Annotated in this window: 3 protein-coding genes; all 3 read left to right on the top strand. The window is 54.3% G+C overall.

Going from position 1 to position 3,443, the window contains the following annotated elements; translation table 11 throughout:
* Window positions 1–465, top strand: a 465-nt coding sequence (locus CW742_RS09180; protein WP_369333014.1) for a winged helix-turn-helix transcriptional regulator, incomplete at its 5' end; no start/stop codon positions are given.
* A 165-nt stretch (window positions 466–630) separates the two neighbouring features.
* The gene (locus CW742_RS09175) at window positions 631–897 is read left to right on the top strand and encodes a hypothetical protein (RefSeq protein ID WP_292419477.1); all 267 of its coding nucleotides are present in this window, start codon (window positions 631–633) and stop codon (window positions 895–897) included.
* A 159-nt stretch (window positions 898–1,056) separates the two neighbouring features.
* Window positions 1,057–3,072 (top strand): SpoIIE family protein phosphatase, encoded by a 2,016-nt coding sequence (locus tag CW742_RS09170; protein WP_292419475.1) that lies wholly within the window; start codon window positions 1,057–1,059, stop codon window positions 3,070–3,072.
* Window positions 3,073–3,443 lie beyond the last annotated feature (371 nt).

The raw sequence follows: 3,443 nt of genomic DNA, 5'->3' as shown, positions 1-3,443 counted from the left end.
ATCTATCACTATATCCAGGAATCCCCCGGTGCGGATTTTACCGAGATCTCGCGTGAGACCGGAGTGCATGAGAACACTCTCCGTTACCACCTTACTGTCCTGAAACTGATGAACAAGGTCTCCGTGCTGGAGACGTCCAGAAACACACGGTATTACGAGAACTCGGAAAAATATCCCCCGATAGAGCAGAAAGTCATCAAGTATCTCCGCACGGATCCGACACGGAGGCTCCTTCTCATGGTAAAAGAGAAACCCGGGCTCTCCCGCCATGAGCTCGAGACTGCTCTCCATATCTCCGGGGCTGGGATCAACTGGCACATGCACCGGTTGTCCGGTGATGGGATCCTTGAAGTCCGGAAAGACGGAAGGAATGCCCGGTACGAGCTGAACCCTGACGTTCTCCCCTTGCTGGAGAAATATCAGGTGGATGCTGATCCCGGAGCGGATCCGCAAAATTACCAATGACGAAAGGAAGCAGTCCCTGTTCCCTGGTAGTGCTGACTTTGTGTGTCTGTCATTTAATTGCAGTCGTTTTTAGGGGGAGTGGCATTTTGCCCGCTCATGATTCGATTGAGTTATATATCCGGCGGGTACCCGTCTCTATAGGGACAGGATGTGGGGAGCCCGCGTATGATAACACAGGATATTATCAGGAAACTCTGGGACGAAGCGGGAAACGGGAATATCGCAATCTGGGCCGATGAGACAATGACGCTGGTGCCTGCCGATTATGGTGGCACAACCGCCGGGAAAAAACCTCTTGTCATCCTCAAGCCAATCGCACTGGTGAATAAATTCGAGCACCTTGCATTTGCCCTCAATGATGAGGAGCTGCTCACAAAAATCGAGACCCGTATCCGGGATGCCGGAGGAAAAGTGACCCGGGGACCCCGGTAACAATCCCGGAACCTCCATTCTGCGGGCCGGTTGCTCTGCAGCAGAATGGATCCCTGTTAATAACGCAGGATAAACACGGAATGAAGGATGCCCGTAATGCAGAGTTCATACCTGAAGAATGTGGTACACGATAAAGACAGAGTTTTCCAGGAGAAACAGATGGAATCCCCCGACCAGATCGTTCACGATGCAATCTTTGACTTTTTACCGGATGCCACGCTGGTTATTGACCGGAATGGAATAGTCATCGCGTGGAACAAAGCAATGGAGACCATGACCGGTGTCCCGGCAGAGGCGATGCTCGGGAAGGGCGACTATGAGTATGCCATCCCGTTTTACAAAGAACGTCGTCCGATCCTTGTCAACCTTGTCTTCCTCTCTGAAGCAGAGCTTGAGCAAAAGTACGATACCATAGAACGGACCGGGGACACTCTTGTCGTCGATGTCTTCGTCCCGCAGTTCCGGCCGGGCGGGGCATATCTCTGGGCAAAAGCAAGCCCGCTGTATGATGACAAAGGTACTGTCATCGGCGCGATCGAGACGGTCCGGGACATCACGGACCGGAAGCTGGCAGAGCAGGAGATGGCCAAAACTACCCGGGAGATGGCCGAGATCATCGATTTCCTTCCCGATGCTACGCTGGTCATTGACCGTGAAGGAAACGTGATCGCATGGAATAACGCAATGGAGAAAATGACCGGTGTCCCGGCAGAGGCGATGCTCGGGAAAGGCAACTACGAGTATGCCCTTCCGTTCTACAAGGAACGCCGCCCGATCCTGGTCAACCTTGTTTTCATGCCGGAGGTCGAACTGGAGGAAAAGTACGATACCGTAGAACGGATTGGCGACACGCTTGTTGTCGATATCTTTATTCCGGATTTCAAGCCCGGGGGTGTGTTCCTGTGGGCGAAGGCCAGCCCGCTGTATGACCCGCAGGGCAATGTCATAGGGGCTATCGAAACCATCCGGGATATCACGGACCGGAAGCGGGCCGAGCAGGAGATCGTCCGGTCGAGGAGGAGTCTTTCCGATATCATCAGTTTCCTTCCCGATGCCACGCTTGCCATCGATTGTGACGGTGTGGTTATAACGTGGAACAAGGCAATGGAGGACCTGACCGGCATTCCCGCAGAACAGATGATCGGCAAAGGGGATTATGAATATGCCCTGCCGTTTTACCATGACCGGCGACCGATGCTCGCAAACCTCATCCTGATGCCGGAGGCTGAAGTGGAAAACCACTATACGCATGTGAAGCGAGAGGGGGACACCCTTGTCGTTGATACGTTTATCCAGAGCCTGCGGGGCAGGACAGGAAGGTACTTCTGGGCCAAGGCGAGTCCGCTCTCTGATCCCCAGGGGAATGTCATCGGTGCTATCGAGACCATCCGGGATATCACCGAGCGCCGCGAGATGGAAGGAAAACTTGCCCGCTCAAATGCCGAACTCACTATCGCTGCCGACATACAGCGGAGCTTCATGCCGGAAGAAATTCCCCGGATATCCGGGTTCGATATTGCTGCACGGACCGTCATGGCAAAGGAAGTCGGCGGTGATTTTTTCGATGTCATCCCCTTTGAGATCATAGCCCTCGACAAAGGAATGCTCGGCCTTCTCGTGGCCGATGTCTCCGGGAAAGGGGTTCCTGCAGCCCTTTTCATGGCGTTATCCCGGATCGTTGTCCGTGTCAATGCACTGTGGCACCGTGACCCGGCAAAGGCGATCTTCGATGCCAATAATATCATTACCGCTGATTCGAAGTCCGGCATGTTCGTTACCCTCTTTTTTGGGACGCTGAAAGAGGAGGACCGGACCCTGACGTATGTCAATGCCGGTCACAATCCCCCCGTTGTCTACCGGAGCCGGGATGGGACCCTTGAAGAACTTCTGCCCACCGGTATCGTACTGGGTGCTGCCGAGAACAGGGAGTTTTTTTCTCAAACGATTACCATCGGGCCTGGCGATATCGTTGTTATGTACACTGACGGAGTCACGGAATCCATCAATGCCCAGGAAGAACTGTTCGGAGAAGAGCGGCTTAACGCGATTATCCGGGACAATGCCCACCGTTCATCGCACGAAATCCTCGAGCGGATTTTATCCGGGGTCCGGGAATTTACCGGCGACATGCCCCAGTTCGATGATATCACGCTTCTTGTTATCAGGGGAACCTGAAGGGCTGAGGGACTTCACTTGCGGGAGTGAATGATACCCGAAAGTCCGATCATCGGGTTCATGAAGTGAAGGGGGCGCCCGTCATACCTATCCGGCAGCATCCTTGTACGAACAAGATGTACCTTGCCGTGGATGGTTACCCGGGGATTTTTAAATAGCCTTTGCAGGGAGAGGCGCTTATCTGCCCCCCTCTTTCCAGCGCAGCGATGGTTCAGATGCAGGCCTGCGCCAGGCGCTGTGCGGCAGAGACGCAGTTCATGTTCTCGTCATATCCGCTGCAGTAGAAGCTCCCCCGCGAGCTGCGATAATAGCCGCGGGCTGCCCCGCCTGCGGTGGTCTCTGAACAGAATGAGACCTCGCAGCTTCCGATC

The organism is Methanoregula sp. (assembly GCF_002835825.1).
Lineage (GTDB): Archaea > Halobacteriota > Methanomicrobia > Methanomicrobiales > Methanospirillaceae > Methanoregula.
The sequence above is the reverse complement of the archived record's forward strand: the minus strand, read 5'-3'. Positions and strand labels throughout refer to the sequence as shown.